This is a genomic window from Pseudomonas sp. AC463, from assembly GCF_979253585.1.
Map to the genome: position 1 here is coordinate 133,376 of NZ_CEEDDZ010000015.1, position 20,367 is coordinate 153,742.

Consider the following 20,367-nt stretch of genomic DNA (forward strand, 5'->3'; position numbering starts at 1 on the left):
GTTTACACCTTAGCCACGAGTGGGCGACCCAGCAGGCCCTGGGGACGGAAAATCAGAATCACCACCAGCAGGGAGAAACTGAACACGTCTTTGTAGTCAGAGTTGATTAACCCGGAGAACAGCGACTCGGAAATCCCGAGGATAATCCCGCCGAGCATCGCCCCAGGCAGGGAGCCGATGCCGCCGAGTACCGCTGCGGTAAATGCCTTGATGCCGATGATGAAGCCGGCATAGAAGTCGAAGGTGCCGTAATTAAGGGTGATCAGCACGCCGGCCAATGCGGCCATGGCGGCGCCGATGACGAATACGTAGGAGATCACACGGTCGGTGTTGATACCCAGGATCGAGGCCATCTTGCGGTCTTGCTGTGTGGCGCGGCACATGCGGCCGAGCTTGGTGTATTTGATGATGTAGGTGAGCAACGCCATGCCGGCAAACGCCGCCACGAGGATGAAGACCTTGGTGTAGGTGAGTTGCACGAAGCCGCTGCCGATGTCGACACGCCAGGCGCCGGCCAGCAGGGTTGGAATGCCTTGTTGCTTGGCACCCTGGGCGATCTGCGCGTAGTTCTGCAGGATCAGCGAGATACCGATGGCGCTGATCAGCGGAGCCAATCGGGTGGAGTTGCGCAGCGGTTTGTAGGCGACACGCTCGATGACCCAACCGTACACGCCCGTGACGACCACGGTGAAGACCAACGTACCGAGAATGAGCAGCGGGAAGGATTCGATGCCGAAGTAAGCCAGCAGTGCCAGACTGATCGCCGCGAGGTAAGCGGAAATCATATAAACCTCGCCGTGGGCGAAGTTGATCATGCCAATGATGCCATAGACCATTGTGTAGCCGATGGCGATCAGGCCGTAGACCGACCCGAGGGTCAGGCCGTTGACCAGTTGCTGCAGGAAAATACCATCCATAACGCAATCTCACGCGGTGAGCACCTGCACACCGGTGGGTGTGCGGCGCTTCTGGAGGAAAAGACAGATCTCGATAACAGCACTGTCCAGTGTGGGAGGGGGCTTACCCCCTCCCACACTGGATCTTTGGTGCCTGTGCTTACTTCTGCTTATCGAGCTGGTGGTACTTACCGTCTTTGTCCCACTGGTAAACCACGTAGTCGGAGACTTTCAGGTCACCCTTGGCATCCCAGGATTTTTCGCCCATGACGGTTTTCACCGGGTGGGCCTTGAGCCACTTGGCGGCGTCTTCGCCCTTGTTGGACTTGGCACCGTTGAAGCCGGCGGCCAGGGCCTGGACCGACGCGTAGGCGTACAGGGTGTAGCCTTCCGGCTCATAACCGCTCTTCTGGAACTCTTCCACCACGGTCTTGCTGTCCGGCAGTTTGCGCGGGTCGGCGCCGAAGGTCATGTACACGCCATCGACGTATTGCTTGCCGCCGGCGGTGGCCACCAGTTCGTCGGTCACGATGCCATCATCGGACATGAACTTGACGTCTTTGAGGCCGGCTTCACGGATCTGGCGAACCAGTGGACCGGCTTCCGGGTGCAGGCCGCCGAAGTACACGACGTCAGCACCGGTGGAGCGGATTTTGGTGACCAGGGCGCTGAAGTCTTTCTCGCCACGGGTCAGGCCTTCTTCCAGCACCGGCTTGACGCCGCGCTTGGTCAACTGGGCGGCGGTGGCGTCGGCCAGGCCTTTGCCGTAGGTGTCTTTGTCGTTGATGACCGCGACTTTCTTGCCCTTGAGCACGTCGACGATGTAGTCGCCGGCCACGATGCCTTGCTGGTCGTCACGCCCGCACATGCGGAACATGGCGCCGAGGCCGCGCTCGGTCACTTGTGGGTTGGTGGAGCCCGGGGTGATGGCGATGATGCCGGCTTCGTCGTAAACCTCGGAGGCCGGGATGGTGTTGGACGAGCAGAAGTGCCCGACCACGCCGATCACTTTGTCCTGGTCAGCCAGGCGGTTGGCCACGGCCACGGCTTGCTTGGGTTCGCAGGCGTCGTCGCCGGCCACCAGGACGATTTTCTCGCCGTTGATGCCGCCGGCCTTGTTGATCACATCGGCTGCCGCCTGGGCACCTTTCATGTACTGCTCACCGAAAGCGGCGTTGGCGCCGGTCATCGGCCCCGCTACACCAATTTTCACATCAGCTTGAACAAACGTAGAAACACCCAGCGCCGCAGCAACGGCGAGGGCCAGAAAACCTTTCTTGTAAAACGTCTGGGACATGAGTGGTGCTCCGATATTTTTGATTTTTGGCACGACAACTTGCGTTCAAACTTTTCACTGAAAGCCCTGAGCAAGCCTCGTGCCAGTACGTTTTTATTCTTCAAAAAGACACGGTGTCATTGTTATTACGGGCGTTTCGGCTCCTTTTGTCTGGACGTGCAACCGTCTAGCGCCTGGAGGTGCAACCCATCGATCAAAAAAGTACAACCCTGGCAGGTCGCACCTGCAACCGGAGGCATAAACGACAGTTCCTACCCCTGTAACAATGTGCGTAACGGAACTGCACATTTACAGTGCGCGATTGCTACGACTTGCACCAATACAGATTAGTAGCCTGCTAAGAAAATGCAGGCTTTTGAGCGGTATTTCGCTGATCAGATCACGATCCGCAGGCATTGCCCGGCGTGATACAGCGAGAATCCGGCTTCATACAGGCAACTGCGCAACCCCACCCCAGCCAGCGGCTGCATCGGCGCAAACGGGATCGGCAAGGCCTGTGGATTCTGGTGACACAGGTAGTCGGCGAACGCCTTCCCGACCACGCTGCCGGTGGTTACGCCGCGTCCGTTATAGCCCGTTACTGCCACGAGTCCTGGCGCCGGTTCGAACAGGCGCATCAAGTGGTCGGGGGTGAAGGCGATGCAGCCGGTCCAGGTGTATTCCCATTGCACCGATTTGAGGTACGGGAAGTAGTGTTGCTGCACCCGATCGGCCCACGCCTTGAGGAACCACGCCGGTTTCTGGTTACCATTGCCCAGGCTGCCGAGCAACAGGCGGCCATCGGCGTCGCGGCGAATGCTGCTCAAGACCTGGCGCGTGTCCCATGAGCCCTGCCCGCCTGGGAGAATCTGCCCGGCCGCCTCGTCGGTCAGCGGCGCGGATGCGACCTGGTAGTAATAGCCGGGGAAAAAATTGCGCCGCAGCTCGGTCCATTCGCCTTCGGTGTAGGCATTGGAGGCGATCACCACTTGGGCAGCCTGCACTGAACCCTGGGCAGCCTGCACCGACCAGTGCGCGCCTTGGCGTTCCAATTGGGTCACCGGGGAATGGTCGAACAATTGCCCACCCAAGCCGGCTGCCGCGTTGGCCAGGCCAGAGGTGTAGGCCATCGGGTTCAAGGTGCCGGCGCGCCGATCCAGCAAGGCGGCGGCGATTTTTTTGGTGCCCGTGGCCTGCTCGCAAGCCTGGCCGGTGAGCAGTTCCACCGGCGCGCCACGGCGCTTCCATTGTTCTTCACGACTGCGCAAATCCGCCTCGCCACGGGCGTTGTGCGCCATGTGCAAGGTGCCCTCACGGCGCAATTGGCAATCGATGCTGTATTTGTCGATCAGGCTGAACACCAGCGACGGCGCCGCGCCCAACATGCGGTTGAGCTGGCTGCCCACCGCTTCACCGAAACCGGCTTCGATCTCGTCCGGCGGGATCCACAGGCCGGCATTCACCAACCCGACGTTGCGCCCCGAGCCACCATGGCCGGTGCGATGAGCTTCCAGCACGGCGACGCTTTTACCCTGTTCCAGCAAGTGAATGGCGGCAGACAAACCGGTGATGCCGGCGCCGATCACGCACACATCGACCTTGAGCTCGCCGTTGAGGGCGGCGCGATCAGGGCGGCTGGGGGTGAGGTGTTCCCATAAACATGTTTCGCGTAGTGCCATTGCCAGACTCCGGTGAGACCTAACAAACAACAATCTTGATGTGTAAATACGATCAACTGTGGGAGGGGGCTTGCCCCCGATAGCGGTGGATCAGCTGTACATCTGTTGACTGACACACTGCAATCGGGGGCAAGTCGAATCGTCGCACCGCCCCTCCCACATTTTTACTGCATTCCAACCTCAGTCGAAGGTAATACCCTGCGCCAACGGCAACTCCAGCGAGTAGTTCACGGTATTGGTCTGCCGGCGCATATACCCGCGCCACGCATCCGAACCCGACTCACGCCCGCCGCCGGTTTCTTTTTCGCCGCCAAACGCGCCGCCAATCTCCGCGCCGCTTGGGCCGATGTTGACGTTGGCGATCCCGCAATCGCTGCCCACCGCCGACATGAATTGCTCGGCTTCACGCACATCGGTGGTGAAGATGCACGACGACAGGCCCTGAGGCACGGCGTTGTTCAGGCGCAGGGCTTCGGCAAAATCGCTATAGCCAACCACGTACAAAATCGGTGCGAACGTTTCGGTGCACACCACGTCGCTTTGCTCGGGCATTTCCACGATGGCCGGCGACACGTAGTAGGCATTCGGGAAGGTGTCTTCGAGCTGGCGCTTGCCGCCGAACACCTTGCCGCCTTCGCTCAGGGCTTGCTCGAGAGCGTCCTGCATGTTGTCGAAGCCATGCTTGTCGATCAGCGGGCCGATCAGGTTGCCTTCCAGCGGGTGGCCGATGCGCACCTTGGAATAGGCGGCCTTGAGACGGGTGACGATTTCTTCCTTGACCGACTCATGGGCGATCAACCGGCGCAGGGTGGTGCAACGCTGGCCGGCGGTGCCGACGGCGCTGAACAGGATGGCGCGCACGGCCATGTCGAGGTCGGCGCTTGGGCCGAGGATCATCGCGTTGTTGCCGCCCAGCTCGAGGATGCTGCGGGCAAAACGTGCGGCGACTTTCGGCGCCACTTCGCGGCCCATGCGGGTGCTGCCGGTGGCGCTGATCAGGGCCACTCGCGGGTCATCCACCAGGGCTGCACCGGCGTCGCGGCCGCCGATGATGACTTGGCTGAGGTACTGCGGCGCGTCCTTGAAGCTCTTCAACACGCGCTCGAACAAGGCCTGGCAGGCCAGGGCAGTGAGCGGGGTCTTTTCCGAGGGTTTCCAGATCACGGCGTTGCCGCACACCAGCGCCAGGGTGGTGTTCCAGGCCCACACGGCGACCGGGAAGTTGAACGCGCTGATCACGCCGACCACGCCCAGCGGGTGCCAGGTTTCACGCATGTGGTGGCCTGGGCGCTCGGAGGCGATGGTCAGGCCGTACAACTGGCGCGACAGGCCGACGGCGAAGTCGCAGATGTCGATCATTTCCTGCACTTCGCCCAGGCCTTCCTGGGTGATCTTGCCGGCTTCCCAGGACACCAGCTCGCCAAGGTCGGCCTTGTATTCGCGCAGTACGTCGCCGAATTGGCGCACCAGCTCGCCGCGACGCGGGGCCGGCACTTTGCGCCAGGCGTCGAATGCATGCTCGGCGCGACTGACCTGCTGCTCCACCTCGGCGGCACCTTCCCAATGCACACTGCCGATACGGCTGCCGTCGATCGGCGAATGCACGGGCTGTTTGCCCGACTGGTACAGCGCCGGGTTTACCCCGAGACGATCAAGCAATGCGGCAACCATGGGTCACTCCTTCAATCTCAAACAAAAAATTCGCGCCGCTACGGACACGGCGATCCAGAGCTTATTTGTAGCTGGCCCAAGACTTGCCAACAAACGACCATTAGGCGAGATATCATTCCGTTTATTCATGCAAAGCATAAAAAGAGGCACGCCGTGCTGAACAAAAGACATTTGCCCTCGATCACTGCCCTGCAGTGTTTCGAAGCCGCCACCCGCCACCTGAGCTTCACCCGCGCCGCCGAGGAACTGAACCTCACGCAAAGCGCGGTGAGCAAACAAGTAGCGCAGCTGGAAGAGTTGCTGCAACACCTGCTGTTTCGCCGGGTGCGCCGCCGCTTGCAGATGACCCCGGCGGGCGACCTGTACCTGGTGGAAGTGCGCAAGATCCTCACCCAGGTGGAGATGTCCACCCATTACCTGCGTTCCTACGGCGGCGAAACCGAAGTGCTGCGCGTGTCCACGCCCTACACCTTCGGCGCGCGCTGGCTGGTGCCGCGCCTCAAGGGCTGGCGCCTGCGTCACCCGCAGATCCACCTGGACCTGTGCAACGAGCAGGAGCCCGACGAGCTGCTGCAAGGCAAGGCCGACATGGCGTTCTACTTCGGCCAGGGCGCGCGCCCCGGCACCGAGAGCCTGAAACTGTTCAGCGAAGAGCTGATCCCCGTGTGCGCCCCGGAGAGCCTGCCCGCCAAGCCCTTCACCGACCCGACGCAATTGAGCGAGCTGGTGCTGCTGCAAAACGCCTCACGCCCCCAGGGCTGGCACGACTGGTTCGCCAGCCAGGGTTACCAGACCGAGCACAGCTACCATGGGCCGCGTTTCGACACGTTCTATATGTGCATTCGCGCCGCGCAGGTCGGCTGCGGCGTGGCGTTGTTGCCGAGGTTTCTGGTGGAAGAGGAATTGGCCGACGGTAAGTTGGTGATTCCCTGGCAGCACGCGATGCCGAGCCAGGATGCTTACTACCTGGCGTATCCGGAGCATTCGGCGGAGGTGCCCAAGGTGCGCGATTTTGTGAAATGGATGATGGAGCAAGTGATTTAGTGCCTGCAATACAGCCGTCGGGGGCAAGCCCCCTCCCACATTTGCACTGCATTCCAAGTGTGGGAGGGGGCTTGCCCTCGATGGCGCCAGTGGCCACACCAAAAAAATCACTGGCAAAACCCCACAGGTCTATGCGCCACTAGCCCCCTTCCTTAATTGTGCGTAAAGGCCGGCGCCCATCGTCGACCCGTCTGGAGATTCCCGTTATGAGCGAGAGTGTGTTTGCCGATCGCATCGTGCAGAACCTGCTCGACACCGACTTCTACAAGCTGACCATGATGCAGGCGGTGCTGCACAACTACCCGAACGTGGAAGTTGAATGGGAGTTTCGTTGCCGTAACAGCGAAGACCTGCGCCCGTACCTGGCGGAGATCCGCTACCAGATCGAGCGCCTCGCCGAGCTGAGCCTGAGCCCGGACCAGCTGGGTTTCCTCGAACGCATCAGCTTTATGAAGCCTGATTTCCTGCGCTTCCTGGGGCTGTTCCGCTTCAACCTGCGCTACGTGCAAACCGGCATCGAGAACGGCGAGCTGTTTATCCGCCTGCGCGGGCCGTGGCTGCATGTGATCCTGTTTGAAGTGCCGATGCTGGCCATCGTCAGCGAAGTGCGTAACCGCTACCGCTACCAGACCGTGATCCTCGAACAGGCCCGCGAGCAGCTGTACCGCAAGTTCGACTGGCTCACGGCAAATGCCAGCAGCGAAGAACTGTCGGAGCTGCAAGTGGCCGACTTCGGCACGCGTCGGCGCTTTTCGTACCGGGTGCAGGAAGAAGTGGTGAGCGTGCTCAAGCATGACTTCCCCGGGCGTTTTGTCGGCACCAGCAACGTGCACCTGGCCCGTGAGTTCGATATGAAGCCGCTGGGCACCATGGCCCACGAGTGGATCATGGCCCACCAGCAACTCGGCCCGCGCCTGATCGACAGCCAGATCGCCGCCCTCGACTGCTGGGTCCGTGAATACCGTGGTCTGCTGGGCATCGCCCTGACCGACTGCATCACCACCGACGCCTTCCTCGGCGACTTCGACTTGTACTTCGCCAAGCTCTTCGACGGCCTGCGCCACGACTCCGGTGACCCGGTGCAGTGGGCCGAAAAAGCCATCGCCCATTACCACAAGCTCGGCATCGAGCCGATGAGCAAGACCCTGGTGTTCTCCGACAGCCTGTCGCTGCCCAAGGCGCTGGAGATTTTCCGCGCGTTGCGCGGTCGCATCAATGTGAGCTTCGGTATCGGCACCAACCTGACCTGTGACATTCCAGGGGTGGAGCCGATGAGCATCGTGCTTAAAATGACTGCCTGCAATGGCCAGCCCGTCGCCAAGATCTCCGATGAAGCGGGCAAGACCCACTGCACCGACCCGAATTTTGTCGCCTATTTGCGGCACGTTTTCAAAGTACCTGCCCTTTCCAGCAAGGAGTGAATCATGCAAGCCGTACAGCGTGAGATTGCGCAGCAGCTCAAGGTTCAAGCACCGTTCAAAGACCAGGCCGCGCTTGAGGCCGAAGTGGCCCGCCGCGTAGCGTTTATCCAGGATTGCCTGCGCAATTCCGGGCTCAAGACCCTGGTGCTCGGCATCAGCGGCGGCGTCGACTCCCTGACTGCCGGCCTGTTGGCCCAACGGGCGATGCAGGAACTGCGTTCCAGCACCGGCGACGAGGCTTACCGGTTTATCGCCGTGCGCCTGCCCTACGAAACCCAGTTCGACGAAATCGACGCCCAGGCCTCAGTGGACTTTATCGAGCCGGACGAGCGCCACACCGTGAATATCGGCCCGGCGGTGAAAGCCCTGGCCAGTGAAGTGGCGGCGTTTGAAGGCAAGGCGGCGGTGTCCCGCGACTTCGTGCTGGGCAACACCAAGGCGCGCATGCGCATGGTCGCGCAGTACACCATCGCCGGCGCGGCCGGTGGTTTGGTGATCGGAACCGACCATGCGGCGGAAGCGGTGATGGGCTTTTTCACCAAGTTCGGTGACGGTGCCTGCGACCTCGCGCCGTTGAGCGGGCTGGTGAAAAACCAGGTGCGTTCGATTGCGCGGCACTTTGGTGCGCCGGAGTCGTTGGTGGAAAAAGTGCCGACGGCGGACTTGGAAGACTTGTCGCCGGGCAAGCCGGACGAAGCGTCACACGGCGTGACCTATGCGGAGATTGATGCGTTCCTGCACGGCGAACCGGTGCGCGAGGAAGCGTTCAGGATTATCTGCGAGACGTATCGCAAGACCGAGCACAAACGGGTGATGCCGTTTGCGCCTTGAGGTGAGTCAGGTAGTTTTGTGTTGACTGTCAGATAGCTATCGGGGGCAAGCCCCCTCCCACATTTGAATGTGTTCACAAATCAAAGTGTGGGAGGGGGCTTGCCCCCGATGAACGATAACGCGGTGTTACTTGACCACCACCGTACCTTTCATCATCGAGATGTGCCCCGGGAACGAGCAGAAAAACGCGTAGTCAGTACCCGCAGCCAGCTTCGACACATCAAAAGTCACCGAATCCTTCTCGCCGGCACCGATGATCTTGGTGTGCGCGATGATGCGCGCGTCACCCTCTTTCAGGTAGTTCTTGTCGATGCCAGCAGCCATGCCTTCGCTGGCGACCGGTTGCATATCGGCCGCGCTGGTCAGCACCCAGTTGTGACCCATAACGTTTTTCGGCAGGTTGCCGGAGTGAGTCAGCTCGACGGTGAATGTCTTGCAGCTCTTGTCGATCGTGATTTCCTTGGTGTTGAAGGACATCTGGTCGGTGGAGTCGACAGTGACCTTGCACTCTGCAGCAAGCAACTGGCCGCTCGCCAGAGTCAGCAGGGAAACAGCAACGAGTTTGGCAAACATGTGAATCTCCAAGGCAGGGTTTAAAAACGCGGATTGCGGTAAGGGTGCCTCAAGCAGGCTTGAATTCTTATGATCTGCATCAACAGATTGTATACAACTTTAGGCTATCAGACTGATCAACACAATCTACCAGCCAAACTACTGCTCTCCGCCTATGATCGGCCCATCACCCTTCGGAGGCTCTGCCATGCACTTCAATCAATTCTTCAACGGCCTGCTGGCCGCGTACGCCTGCGGTAAGTGAAGGCCAAGCGCACCTTGAAGCTGCTACCATGTCGTCCCAAGGCAGCTGCGCGCCGCCACCCTCACCTTCGACCCTAGAGGATCGCCCATGGCCAAACCTAATTACTCCTTCGCCAAACGTCAGAGAGACTTGGCCAAGGAACAGAAGAAAGAGGAAAAACTGCAACGCAAGAAAGCCGCTGCAGACGAAGAAGCAGGCGCACTGAACCCGGATGCCGAAGGTGAAGTGGCAAGCGACGAGACTGAAACACCCAAAGATCCGGCTGAATAAATTCCTTTGTGGTGAGCCGGCCTGCCTGGCTCACCACAATTCACGGTTACTCCAGCGGCATCACCGTCACCCGCACCTCCGGGTCATGGCTCCCTCCCCCCAGAATCACCCCCCGCAACGGCGACACATCGGAGAAATCCCGGCCCCAGGCCAGGGTGATGTGCTCCAGTGCCGGCTGCACATTGTTCGTCGGATCAAAATCCACCCAACCCGATACCGGGCAATACACCGAGACCCACGCGTGGGACGCATCGGCGCCGATCAGCCGTGGCTGGCCGGGTGGCGGCTGGGTCAGCAGGTAGCCGCTGATATAACGCGCCGCCAAGCCACGCGAGCGCAGGCACGCGAGCATCAGGTGGGCAAAGTCCTGGCACACGCCGCGCCGGCGCTCCAGCACTTCCACCAGCGGCGTGGCGACCTGGGTGGCTTCGGCATCGAAGGTGAATTCGCTGAAGATCTTTTCCATCAAGGCTTGCACGCCCAACAGCAAGGGCTCGCCCGCCGGGAAGCAGCTTTCGGAAAACTCGACGAAGGTTTTTTTCAGGTGCACGTAGGGTGATTCGAAGCGGTACCGACAGGCTTCGATTCGCTCGGCAGTCATCGGCTGGCTGCTGTAGGTCAGGCTGTCGCGGGTCTGGTCCCAGGGCGGCGATTGCCGAAAATCCAGCAGCGGCCGCGCCAGTACTTCCACAGTCAGCCCGGCGTTCACCAGCAACTCATCGTGGGGCCGCTCGAACGCCAGGCGCGTGATCGGGTTGCCGAACACGTCCAGCTCGTCGCGGCGAGCGGTGGGTTCGGGGCTGATGTCCAGCTGCTGCCAGGTGCAGCGCTGCCAGGCACACGGCCGTGGCCACAGGTGCGCCAGCTGCTGGGCCAGGGACACCGGGCTGTCGTAGTGGTAGTGGGTATCGTGAAAAATCTGATAACGCGCGCTCATTACACCGACACCGTTTGCTGGCTCACATCATCCACATGGGCAAAGTGCCGCAGCGCCAGGCGATCCGACACTTGCCCGCTTTCATCGGCGACCGCTTGCAGCAGGTCGGCCAGGCCGTCCAGTGCTGCACGCACGCTGGACTCGCCAAATAACGGGTTCTCCAGGCAGCCCAGGTCGAAGCGCGCCAGGCGCTCCACCAACGGCGCCAGCCCGGTTTCCCGAGGCACGCCAAAGTCGTCATTGAGGCGCCGCAGGGTGCGGCTCACCAGCTTGAGCTGGAACAGCACCGCATGGGGGTTCTGTTCGTCCAGCAGCAATAAGTCGAGTACCGGAATCAACTGCGGCACCGCCAGGTAGCGCGAGCGATAGGTGATGCTGCTGTTGCCCAGTTCCAGCAACCATTCCAGCCCGGCCTGATCGAACACTGCCACGCCGCGCAGGAATGCCGCGAGGCTGCTGCTGAGAAATTGCAGGCGCTCGATGCGCCGGCCCATCATCAAAAAGCGCCAGCCTTCGTCGCGGGTCATGTCGTCCAGGGCAAACCCGGACAACGCCGCCAGGGACATCACCAGGCGGTTGAGAAAATCCAGCAACTCGCCAAAATCCGGCGCCTCGCTTTCCAGCTCCATGGCTTCGCGCTGCAACTCGACCAAGGCCTGCCAGTTCTCGCGGGACAACTTGCCGCGCACCTGGGACGCCGCCCACTGCAAACGCTGCAGGTTGGCGCGCAGGCTCGACGGCCAGTCATCACCGAGCATCGCCGCGAGCAGGCGTTCGGGCAACTCGCCCTCCTCCGGCAGCAGGCGCAGGTTCTCACCCAACTCGACGGCCGCCTGCAAGGCCAGCGGATCGTCGCCGTCGACGTAGCGCGCCAGCACGATGCGTAGCCAGCGCGCGCTGTCGTCGCAGCGTTCGCAATAACGGCCGAACCAGAACAGGTTTTCCACCACGCGCGACGGCAGATACGGGTCACGGCGCACCAGGTCATGGGCGCCGATCGTGCGTTGCGCGCGCCACTGCTCGCCGCCGGCGGCACGTTCGCCGAGCACCCAGGTGTCTTTGCTGGCGCCACCGCGTTGCATCGACACCACCTCGGCGTCGGCCTCGGCGGCCACGCGGGTCAGGCCGCCGGGCAGCACGCGGTAGCCGTCGGCGCTGGCCACGGCGTACACGCGCATGCCGATGGCGCGGTGTTGCAGGTGATCATCCACGGTGTGCCACACCGGCGCCTGGGACAACTGCGCCAGCTCCTGGGCGACATAGGCATACGGCCGCGCGCGCATGCGTTCGGCCAGGGCCTGGCGCTGCTCGTCATTCAAGTCACGACCGAATACCGGGGCAAAACTCTGCGACGGGAACGCCGGTTTGATCAGCAGTTCGGGCAGTTTCTCCAGGGCTTCGGCCAGCACCGGCGCCTCGCCGCACCACCAGGTGGCGATGGACGGCAGGATCAGCTCTTCGCCAAACAGAAATTCGTTGATCTTCGGCAGAAAGCCGAGCAACCCCGGCGACTCCAGCACGCCGCTGCCCAAGGCATTGGCCACCAGCACGTTGCCCTCGCGCACGGCGCCGAGCAGGCCGGGCACGCCCAGGGCCGAGTCGGTGCGCAGTTCCAATGGGTCGCAGAAGTCGTCGTCCAGGCGGCGCATGATCGCGTGCACCCGGCGCAGGCCACTGAGGGTCTTGAGGAACGCGGTGCTGTCGCGCACGGTGAGGTCGCCGCCTTCCACCAATGGGTAGCCGAGCTGGCGCGCGAGGTAGAGGTGTTCGAAATAGCTTTCGTTGAAACGCCCCGGTGTGAGCAACACGATCAGCGGCGGCTGCTCATCACTTGGCGCCTGGCGGGCCAGGGTTTCCTGGAGCGTGCGGAAAAAACCGGTGAGATGCTGCACCTGCAAGTCGCGGTACAGGTCCGGGAAGGCGCGGGACACGATGGTACGGTTTTCCAGCGCATAACCTGCGCCCGACGGCGCCTGGGTACGGTCGGCGGTGACCCACCAGCGGCCATCCGGGGTGCGCGCCAGGTCCACGGCGTACAGGTGCAGGAAGGCACCATCGGGCGGCTGGATGCCCTGGCAGGGCCACAAAAAATTGTTATGCCCGAACACCAACTCCGCCGGCAGCAAACCTTCCTTGATCAGGCGCTGCGGGCCGTAGAGGTCGGCGAGCACGGCATTGAGCAGACGCGCACGCTGGGCGATACCGGCAGACAAATGCTGCCACTCATCGGCAGCCAGCACATGGGGCAGCAGGTCCAACTCCCACGGGCGATCGGCGCCCTTGGGGTCGGCGTAAACGTTATAGGTGACGCCGTTTTCCTGGATCTGCCGGGTCAGCAACGCCTGGCGCTGGGCCAGTTGCGCAGGGGTGCTGCGCTGCAGGTGATCCAGCAGGCGCTGCCAGTGGGCACGCACTGCGCCGCTGTCATCGAGCAGTTCGTGATAAGTGCCCGCGGTCAGCGGGTAACGGTCGAGCAAGTCGGACATGGAACGCTCGGCAGAGGCAAGGGGGAGTCAGTTTAAATCAAATTCACTGCAATCTAATGTGGGAGGGGGCTTGCTCCCTCCCACATTTGGATTGCATTCAGTCATTTTTATTGGGGAAGCGTCGCAGATCCAGGGTCATCGGCAATTCGTCGTTGATCACGACAGGCGGCACCGGCAATTTCCCTGGGCTATGCCCCAAACGGAAAAACCGCGCCATCCGCCGGCTCTCGGCCTCATTGGCATTCACCGGCAAGCTGTCGTAATTGCGCCCGCCCGGGTGCGCCACGTGATATTGGCAGCCGCCCAGCGAGCGCTGCATCCAGGTGTCGAGCAGGTCGAACACCAGCGGCGCATGCACCGCGATGGTCGGTTGCAGGCAGTTGGCCGGTTGCCAGGCGCGATAACGCACGCCGGCGACGAACTCGCCGACCCGGCCAGTGGGTTGCAATGGCACCGGGATGCCGTTGCAGGTCAGCAAGTAACGTTGCGGCGGCAGACCGCTGAGCTTCACTTGCAGGCGTTCCAGGGATGAATCCACATAACGCACCGTGCCGCCTACCGCGCCTTCCTCGCCCAGTACGTGCCAGGGTTCCAGGGCCTGGCGAAGTTCCAGTTCGATACCGCTGACGGCGTAGTCGCCGACCTTGGGGAAACGGAACTCAAGGTGCGCGGCAAACCATTCGGCGCGCAGCGGGTAGCCGGCGGCGTTGAGTTCGACGATCACGTCGGCAAAGTCCTGCTCGATAAAATGCGGCAACAGGAAGCGGTCATGCAGCTCGGTGCCCCAGCGCGCCAGCTTGGGCGGCGCATAGGGCTCACGCCAGAACCGTGCGACCAGCGCGCGCAGCAGCAGTTGCTGGGTCAGGCTCATGCGCGCGTGGGGCGGCATTTCAAACGCACGCAATTCCAGCAGGCCGAGGCGGCCGGTGGCGCCATCCGGTGAGTAGAGTTTGTCGATGCAGAATTCGGCGCGATGGGTGTTGCCCGTCACATCGATCAGCAGGTTGCGCAGCAAGCGGTCGACCAACCACGGCGGGCATTCTTCGCCCGGCTCGGGCATTTGCGCGAAAGCGATTTCCAGCTCGTACAACGCGTCGTTACGCGCCTCATCCACCCGTGGCGCCTGGGAGGTAGGGCCGATAAACAGACCGGAAAACAGATAGGACAAAGACGGGTGGTTATGCCAATAGCTGATCAAGCTGCGCAGCAAATCAGGCCGGCGCAGAAACGGTGAGTCCTTGGGCGTGGCGCCCCCGAGCACGAAATGGTTACCGCCGCCGGTGCCGGTGTGGCGGCCGTCGATCATGAACTTTTCAGTGGTCAGGCGCGTTTGCCGCGCCTCTTCGTAGAGGAATTCGGTGCGCTCCACCAACTCGTCCCAGGTGGCGGACGGCTGCACGTTGACCTCGATCACACCCGGGTCCGGGGTGACGCGGAAGTTGCTCAGGCGCATATCGAACGGCGGCTCGTAGCCTTCCAGCAATACCGGGCAATGCAGCTCTTCGGCGGTGGCTTCAATGGCGGCCACCAGCTCAAGGTAGTCTTCGACGCGCTCCAGCGGCGGCATGAACAGGTATAGGCGCCCTTCCCGCGCTTCGGCACACAGGGCGGTGCGGGTCAGCCAGTCGGCGGACTCGTCCACCTTGGGCACACGCTCATCGCTCGGGGCGGGCTCGCCATGGCTTTGCAGCTGGGCGCTGGTCGGCAGCTCAGGCTGATCCTGGTTAGGGTCGGTGGGGTGCACAAACGGGTATTGCGCCGCCGTCACCCACGGCTGCGACGCCAGCGGCAGGCGATAGCCCAGCGGCGAATCTCCCGGCACCAGGCGGCAGTGGTTATCGCGCAGGTACCAGCGCCCGCTCTGCCAGCGGTCATTGGCGGCGGTGCGTGCCAGCGGCAGCACCTGGCCGATGACTTTATCCAGGCCCTGGCTGAACACTTTGCGCAGGCGTTCGCGCTCCAGATCGTCGCTCAGGCGTGAGTCCTGGGCGCTGACGTTTTGCGGCAGCGCACCCTCACGCCACAGGTAGTAGAAATTGTCTTCAAAGGCCGGGAACACAAAGCGCGCCGGCAACTTGAGGCGCTCGGCCACGCTGGCCAGGAAGCGCCCGGCCATCACGCCATCGGCGCCGTAGTCCTGTTGCTCATCGGCGATCAGCGCGCTGTTGTGCCAGATCGGCACGCCGTCGCGGCGCCAGTAGCAATTGAGCGACCAGCGCGGCAGTTGCTCGCCGGGGTACCACTTGCCCTGGCCGAAGTGCACCAGGCCCTTGGGCGCGTAGTGTTTGCGCATGCGCTGGAACAGCTCGGCGGACAGCCGGCGCTTGTCCGGCCCAAGGGCGGCGGTGTTCCACTCGGCGCCGTCGGGGTCATCGATGGACACGAAGGTCGGTTCGCCGCCCATGGTCAGGCGCACGTCGTCCTTGAGCAGGTCGCCGTCGATCTGCCGGCCCAGGGCCTGGATCGCCAGCCATTGCTCTTCGGTGTAGGGCTTGGTCACCCGTGGGGCTTCCCAAATCCGCTCTACGGACATTTCGTGGGTGAATTCACACTCGCAGGGTTCCACCAAGCCACTGATCGGCGCGGCGGACGATGGATCAGGGCTACAGGCCAACGGGATATGGCCTTCACCGGCGAACAGACCAGAGGTGGCATCCAGGCCAATCCAGCCGGCGCCGGGCAAGTACACCTCGCACCAGGCGTGCAGGTCGGTGAAGTCCACCTCGGTGCCGGATGGGCCGTCTAGGGCTTTGACGTCGGCGGTGAGCTGGATGAGGTAACCGGACACAAACCGCGCCGCCAACCCCAGGTTGCGCAGCAACTGCACCAGCAGCCAGGCGGAGTCGCGGCAAGAGCCAGAGGCGTTCTCCAGGGTGAACTCGGGGGTTTGCACACCCGGTTCCATGCGAATCAGGTAGCCGATATCGGCCGCCAGGCGCTGGTTGAGACCGACCAGAAAGTCCACCGCCGGCAATGGCGTGCGGTCGATACCGGCCAGGTAGGCGGCAAACCTTGGCGTCAACGGCAGGGTTTCCAGGTACGGCGCCAGCTCGCGCTGCTCATCGGCGGCGTAGCTGAAGGGGATTTTTTCGGCATAGGGTTCGAGGAAAAAGTCGAACGGGTTGAACACCGCCATCTCGGCGACCAGGTCGACTTCGATGCGCAGCTCGTCCGTTTTTTCCGGGAACACCAGGCGCGCCAGATAATTGCCCTGGGGGTCCTGCTGCCAATTGATGAAATGCTGCTCGGGCAGCACTTTCAGCGCGTAGGACAAAATCCGCGTGCGGCTGTGGGCCGCCGGGCGCAAACGCACGATCTGCGGGCCGAGTTCGACAGCGCGGTCGTAGCGGTAATGCGTAACGTGGTGCAACGCGACATGAATCGACACGGCGGCCTCCTGCGAGCCAGGGCATGGGTACAAAGCGCGCAAGACTTATGCCAGAGCGGCGGTCATTGCGCTTTATCGTAAGACCCGGTGCAGTACAGCACCAAAACGACGCCAACGGTGGGGTCATGGTGCAGGCGCTGCACATATTTGTGGCGCGAGTGGGTGCAGCGGTAGCGATTGGGTGGGCGGCAAGGTGGGGAATTACCTCGGTTTTTTTATTCTGATGATGGCGCGCTCGTGTTGGCGGCGCTTGTTGATGGCGGCCTGGACTTTTGCGCGCAGGTGACGGAGTTCAACGTAGGCGGCACGCATTTCCCGGTGGCGTTTGCTGCGAAGCAGTAGCAGGCCGAGGATCGGCCAGAAGAAGCACTCCGCATAAAGGAATAAGCTGGGCGAAAAAAGAAAGCCCGGCACAGCAACCAATAGGCAGGCGATGAAAAGGGCATACATGCCCCAAGCGCCTTTCGGGCGCCCGGCGGCGATCATGACGTTGCAGAGGGTGATAAAGAGGGCCAATGCTACGCCGGTTTTAAAAGCAGCAAGGCTCGGTAAAGATGGCAAATAATAGTTTTCTACCAACACAACAACATTAGCACTACTGAAAATGCCCGAAAAAATCACGCCAATAAACACGGGAAAATTGCGGATCAAAAAAGGCCGAATAGGAACGAGATACCTCCTTCCCAGAAGTCTCATTCTGCGATCTCCTCATACAGCCCAACCGCAATGATCCGGACGTTCCCGGTCCGCACACTGCCGGCAATGCCTGATACGGCGCCAAGAGCATCAAGCATCTGTAAGAGGGTGCCACGCCTTACTTCGGCCGAGGTGTAGCGCTTTGGCATCGCTCCGGCCATTTGTTTTAGCTTGATCATTTTTCGGGTCATTTCCGGATGGTTGATACGCAGCAACTCCCTCGTGAGCTTTACTCGCTCCTGCCGATTCAACCCTTTGAGTACCTGGTGCGTGCTTTTCCCCGTTGCCTTTTTAAACGTGTCGACGAGTCGAATTGTCGACATGGCTGCGTTACCCGCACCTAGCAACGAGGCCGCATCCAATCCGGCCATAACGGCCTGATACCACGGATCGCTATCCAGAGCGTCGTTAAGGGCTGGGTCATTCATTTCATTTTTAGTTCGACCGGCGCCAATCACGCATTGGATAGTGCTGGCTGACGCGCCAACAACGCTAATCGCAGCCGCTACACCAGAGCCCCCAAAAGTAAACGGCGTCAGCGCAAATCCTCCCGCAATCACCAACCAACTAATCACCGCCGAAGTACACGCCAACCCCGTATTCACCGCCTCAAACGCCACCCTCGACTCACGCGGCTCATTCGCCAGCCCGCGAGCAAACTCCACCCGCCCGACGTAACTCGGCGCCTCGCGCAAAATCACCTTCTTCGGCGCAACACTGCAAATCGGCTGAAATTCCCGCAACACCACCGCCCGCAACTGGGCATCGAGATACACCACACCCGCCCCGACAATGGCGGGGTCAGCATCAATGGCTGCAAACAACTTGCGCAGATCAATATTGCTTTCAACCCACTGCCGCGTCGTCAAATGGGCACTGGGGAAACCGTCTTTCAACACACTGGAAGTCATCCCTTTACTCCGGTTTTCACTGGAGCGCAGAGGTTAAAGACTGGGCACCCGCTAAAAATGTCAGAAGCTTCGCTTTATCCGGACAGGCACTTCCTGATCGTGATGTAGCGTCTTGTAGGCCATATCCCGAATAGGAAAAAGTACGCCCCGCGCCACTTACGGCGAACACCAAAACAGGGAGCGACAATGACAACTGATATGTTTTTGAAGTTGGGGGACATCAAGGGCGAGTCCAAGGACCAGTCTCACCGCGATGAAATCGAGATCAGCAAATGGGGGTGGGGCATGACCCAGACCGGCTCCATGCACACCGGCAGTGGCGGCGGCGCGGGCAAGGTCGATATTCAGAACCTGGTCATCTCCAAGGACATGGACAAGTCTTCACCCAACCTGATGATGGCCTGCTCCACCGGCAAGCATTACCCCGAAGCGCGGCTGGTGGTGCGCAAGGCCGGAGGCGCAAGCGCCGTGGAGTACCTGGTGCTGACGATGAAGGAGGTCATGGTCATCTCGTACCAGACCGATGCGGTCACCTCAGCCGATACCTTGACGGAAGTGGTCGGCCTGAATTTCGCCACCGTCGAAGTCAGCTACCAGCCGCAGAAAGCTGACGGCGGCAAGGACGGCGGCGCGGTTAAATATGGCTGGAATATTCGTCAGAACATCAAAATTTGATACTACGCGCCGGCCTTGGCTGCCTCACGCAGCCGGCGCACTTCCACCAGTTTCCCGACCATCGATCGATAGCCTTTGCTGTTGATCAGCAACAACCCCAGCAATGGCCAGAACAGGCATTCACTGTAGATAAACCAGTGCGGCCGATACGCCAGCGTTGGCAAGGCCACCAGCAGGCAGACCAGGAAAAATCCGACCATCCCCCACACCGCCCAGGCATACCCGCGCACCACCAGGAAATTGCTGTTGGCCACGAATAGCCCGGCAGCGACCACCACGAACCAGGACACGGTGGAATTGGTGGCCACGGGCACATCGGCAAAATAGGTGCTGGCCGCCAGGGAGATGACGCCGGACCCACCCAGGCAACCAGAGAGGATCACGCCGATGAACGCGGGAAAATGCGCCAGCAAAAACGGCTTCAGCGACGGCACGCCACTCATCATTCAGCCTCCTCGTACAAACCGACGGCAAAGGTCTTGGCCTGCTTGTAGTTGTCCGAACGCTTGAGCCCCCACACGCTGATGCCGGCGCCGATCGAGTCTGCCAATTGCACATAGGTGGCGTGCTTGAGTTGCGTCGGCGTAAAGCGCTTGGGCAATTCGCCGCTCATTTGCAGCAGCTTGCGCATTTTGGTCGACATTTGCGGGTCAGCCACTTTCAGCAGTTCTTTGGTCAGCTTCTCGCGCTCCTGCCCGTTCAGGCCTTTGAGCACCTGGCGCATGCTCTTGCCGGTGGCGGCCCGGGTGATGTTGACCAGCTTGACGGTGGTGAGTGCAGACGCACCTACGCCGACCAGGGCAGCACCATCCAGCACCTTGGTCGCGGCCTGATACCACTCCTCGTTATCGAGGTAATCGTTCATGCCCGGGTTGCTGATTTCATTGCGTGTGCGAAACCCGCCAACCAGGCAAGAGACGGTACTCGCCGAGGCGGCGGTGTAGCCGATGGCCGTCACCACGGTGCTGGCGCCGGCAGTAAACGGGATGGCGATGGTGCCGCTCAGCACCACCAGCCAACCGATCACCGCGCCCGTACAGGCCAGGGTGGTGTTGAAGGCCTCGCTCATCAACCGCGACTCGCGCGGGTTGTTCAGCACTTGGTCGGCGAACTGCGCTGGCGCGATGTATTTCTGCGCCTCGCGCACAATGATGCGTTTGGGCTTGATGCTGCAGATCGGCTTGAATTCACGCAGGGTGACTACGTTGAAATCAGCGTCGATGTACACCACTCCCGCGCCGACGATGCCGGGGTCGGCGTCGATGGCAGCAAACAGGCGTGGCAGGTTGATTTCGCTTTCGATGCGCTGGCGCGCCATGAACTGGGAGCGGTTGGTGTCCATGCCGATGCCGGCCAGGGGGTTGCCCAT

General features: G+C 61.5%; 17 protein-coding genes. 5 read left to right on the forward strand and 12 right to left on the reverse strand.

Translation table 11 applies throughout. The features are described 5' to 3' along the window. Positions 1-2 precede the first annotated feature (2 nt). The 4 genes from AC0IYH_RS19715 to amaB all read right to left on the reverse strand — a co-directional run bounded on the left by AC0IYH_RS19715 (position 3) and on the right by amaB (position 5,522). Entirely contained in the window at positions 3-917 is a 915-nt protein-coding gene (locus AC0IYH_RS19715) for an ABC transporter permease subunit (protein ID WP_012721939.1), read from the reverse strand. Positions 918-1,056: 139 nt separating this feature from the next. Then, the gene (locus tag AC0IYH_RS19720; protein ID WP_116627314.1) at positions 1,057-2,193 is read right to left on the reverse strand and encodes a branched-chain amino acid ABC transporter substrate-binding protein; all 1,137 of its coding nucleotides are present in this window, start codon (positions 2,191-2,193) and stop codon (positions 1,057-1,059) included. A 374-nt stretch (positions 2,194-2,567) separates the two neighbouring features. After that, complete coding sequence (gene amaA, locus AC0IYH_RS19725) at positions 2,568-3,851, reverse strand: L-pipecolate oxidase (protein ID WP_471835836.1); 1,284 nt, start codon at positions 3,849-3,851, stop codon at positions 2,568-2,570. Positions 3,852-4,031: 180 nt separating this feature from the next. Then, positions 4,032-5,522, reverse strand: coding sequence for an L-piperidine-6-carboxylate dehydrogenase (gene amaB / locus AC0IYH_RS19730; protein WP_471835838.1), 1,491 nt, complete (start codon positions 5,520-5,522; stop codon positions 4,032-4,034). Positions 5,523-5,675: 153 nt separating this feature from the next. Here amaB and AC0IYH_RS19735 point away from each other — a divergent pair, with 153 nt between their 5' ends. From AC0IYH_RS19735 to nadE, 3 genes are all read left to right on the forward strand, one after another. Beyond that, complete coding sequence (locus tag AC0IYH_RS19735; protein WP_116627317.1) at positions 5,676-6,566, forward strand: LysR family transcriptional regulator; 891 nt, start codon at positions 5,676-5,678, stop codon at positions 6,564-6,566. Between the two features lie 206 nt (positions 6,567-6,772). After that, complete coding sequence (gene pncB, locus AC0IYH_RS19740; RefSeq protein ID WP_116627318.1) at positions 6,773-7,987, forward strand: nicotinate phosphoribosyltransferase; 1,215 nt, start codon at positions 6,773-6,775, stop codon at positions 7,985-7,987. Between the two features lie 3 nt (positions 7,988-7,990). Next, complete coding sequence (gene nadE / locus AC0IYH_RS19745; protein WP_471835840.1) at positions 7,991-8,818, forward strand: ammonia-dependent NAD(+) synthetase; 828 nt, start codon at positions 7,991-7,993, stop codon at positions 8,816-8,818. A gap of 126 nt (positions 8,819-8,944) precedes the next feature. Here nadE and azu read toward each other — a convergent pair whose 3' ends face one another. Continuing rightward, on the reverse strand, positions 8,945-9,391 hold the full coding sequence (gene azu, locus AC0IYH_RS19750; RefSeq protein WP_116627320.1) for an azurin: 447 nt from the start codon (positions 9,389-9,391) through the stop codon (positions 8,945-8,947). A 331-nt stretch (positions 9,392-9,722) separates the two neighbouring features. Here azu and AC0IYH_RS19755 point away from each other — a divergent pair, with 331 nt between their 5' ends. After that, positions 9,723-9,905 carry a hypothetical protein gene (locus AC0IYH_RS19755; RefSeq protein WP_471835841.1) on the forward strand — a complete coding sequence of 61 codons (183 nt, stop codon included), beginning with the start codon at positions 9,723-9,725 and terminating at the stop codon, positions 9,903-9,905. A gap of 46 nt (positions 9,906-9,951) precedes the next feature. Here AC0IYH_RS19755 and AC0IYH_RS19760 read toward each other — a convergent pair whose 3' ends face one another. The 5 genes from AC0IYH_RS19760 to AC0IYH_RS19780 form a co-directional block, all read right to left on the reverse strand. Then, a complete protein-coding gene (locus AC0IYH_RS19760; RefSeq protein ID WP_116627322.1) occupies positions 9,952-10,842 on the reverse strand; it encodes a transglutaminase-like domain-containing protein in 891 nt (296 codons plus the stop codon). Further along, positions 10,842-13,328 (reverse strand): circularly permuted type 2 ATP-grasp protein, encoded by a 2,487-nt coding sequence (locus tag AC0IYH_RS19765; protein ID WP_471835842.1) that lies wholly within the window; start codon positions 13,326-13,328, stop codon positions 10,842-10,844. Before AC0IYH_RS19765 ends, AC0IYH_RS19760 begins: the two co-directional genes overlap by 1 nt. A gap of 97 nt (positions 13,329-13,425) precedes the next feature. Next, a complete protein-coding gene (locus AC0IYH_RS19770) occupies positions 13,426-16,716 on the reverse strand; it encodes a transglutaminase family protein (RefSeq protein WP_471835843.1) in 3,291 nt (1,096 codons plus the stop codon). Positions 16,717-16,917: 201 nt separating this feature from the next. After that, positions 16,918-17,412: a hypothetical protein gene (locus AC0IYH_RS19775; protein WP_471835844.1), complete on the reverse strand. Its 495-nt coding sequence runs from the start codon at positions 17,410-17,412 to the stop codon at positions 16,918-16,920. Next, positions 17,409-18,323 carry an NAD synthetase gene (locus AC0IYH_RS19780; protein ID WP_471835845.1) on the reverse strand — a complete coding sequence of 305 codons (915 nt, stop codon included), beginning with the start codon at positions 18,321-18,323 and terminating at the stop codon, positions 17,409-17,411. The genes AC0IYH_RS19775 and AC0IYH_RS19780 overlap by 4 nt, the downstream gene beginning before the upstream one ends. Before the next feature lie 186 nt (positions 18,324-18,509). Between AC0IYH_RS19780 and AC0IYH_RS19785 the strand changes: the two genes are divergently transcribed. Continuing rightward, positions 18,510-18,998: an Hcp family type VI secretion system effector gene (locus AC0IYH_RS19785; protein WP_471835847.1), complete on the forward strand. Its 489-nt coding sequence runs from the start codon at positions 18,510-18,512 to the stop codon at positions 18,996-18,998. A gap of 2 nt (positions 18,999-19,000) precedes the next feature. Here AC0IYH_RS19785 and AC0IYH_RS19790 read toward each other — a convergent pair whose 3' ends face one another. Both AC0IYH_RS19790 and AC0IYH_RS19795 read right to left on the reverse strand, forming a co-directional pair. Continuing rightward, positions 19,001-19,441, reverse strand: a complete 441-nt coding sequence (locus AC0IYH_RS19790; protein ID WP_116627328.1) for a hypothetical protein — start codon at positions 19,439-19,441, stop codon at positions 19,001-19,003. After that, the gene (locus tag AC0IYH_RS19795; RefSeq protein WP_116627329.1) at positions 19,441-20,367 is read right to left on the reverse strand and encodes an NAD synthetase; all 927 of its coding nucleotides are present in this window, start codon (positions 20,365-20,367) and stop codon (positions 19,441-19,443) included. Before AC0IYH_RS19795 ends, AC0IYH_RS19790 begins: the two co-directional genes overlap by 1 nt.